This window comes from Aliivibrio sp. S3MY1, assembly GCF_028765575.1.
Lineage (GTDB): Bacteria > Pseudomonadota > Gammaproteobacteria > Enterobacterales > Vibrionaceae > Aliivibrio.
This window is the reverse complement of record NZ_JARACO010000083.1, coordinates 1-967: the sequence shown is the minus strand read 5'-3', so window position 1 is coordinate 967 and position 967 is coordinate 1. Positions and strand designations below refer to the sequence as shown.

Here is a 967-nt window from a genome sequence, read left to right as displayed (position 1 = left end):
GCGAAAGACCGACTTACAAAATCAATTACACTTCAAACCGCGAATGCCGAGTGTAATAGCATCGTGTTGATTGCTTTGTTATACGAGCCTTGCTTTCGCTCCGATAAACTTGGTAAAGAACTGATTTACCAAGATTTGCTGTAAACTGAGTTTAATTAGACTGGTTCAATTAAGCGAGCAAAATATCCAATCAACGACAATAACTGTGAAACGAAACAATCCCTTTTTCTTACACCATTTGTACGAATTGGTCTCAGCCAGTTTGGAACTGATAAACCAAATATCCTAACAACAATTGGGATTGAAAATGCTAAGAGCAAAACACTGATGCCGACTAAAATGAGGCATAACCAAAGAACAATTGAAGCGTAAATTAGCCGCTGAAACGCCTGAATTTAGGGCAATAATATTTCAATGCCGAACCTGATAAAACGAATATTAAAAGGCAACAAAGAAAAAGGAAATCCACCTTACTTTCACGACTAAAAAACTAATGGCTCAATCGCTGAACTGAACCAAAAAACTGCATTCTCAGAGTTCGTATAACGCCTGCATAACACGTTTGCTACCATGCAGATTAAGCTCAAACTTACCACTTAATACAGTAAACTCAAAGAAACCTAGAATGCCGAATGTAGCAAATCGTGTTGATGCATTTGTTATGTTTATTTCTTTATTAGATCGATTTCAGCTATTTTTAACATACTTTTAAGAGCTTTATTTGAATGTTTTTCTATAGATGAATAATATTCAATTTGAGCTGAAAATTCAGATTGACGATCGCCATCTGCGAATTCTACAGCCTCTCCATATTCATTAGTTAACCTTTCAAGATCCTTATATAATACCGTTAATATTTTCGAAAATTCTTGCGAAAAATATAATTTCCCAATTGTTGCATACTTTTGAACAATTCGAGTAGAACGATCTAATTCACTCGTATCATTACTGAAATTATTAAACCTTG

The 967-nt window shown here is 34.6% G+C and carries 1 protein-coding gene; it reads right to left on the bottom strand.

Annotation, left to right across the window (positions count from 1 at the left end; all coding sequences use genetic code 11):
- Positions 1 to 665: 665 nt before the first annotated feature.
- Positions 666 to 967, bottom strand: a 302-nt coding sequence (locus PVK62_RS17320) for a hypothetical protein (RefSeq protein ID WP_274449503.1), incomplete at its 5' end; no start/stop codon positions are given.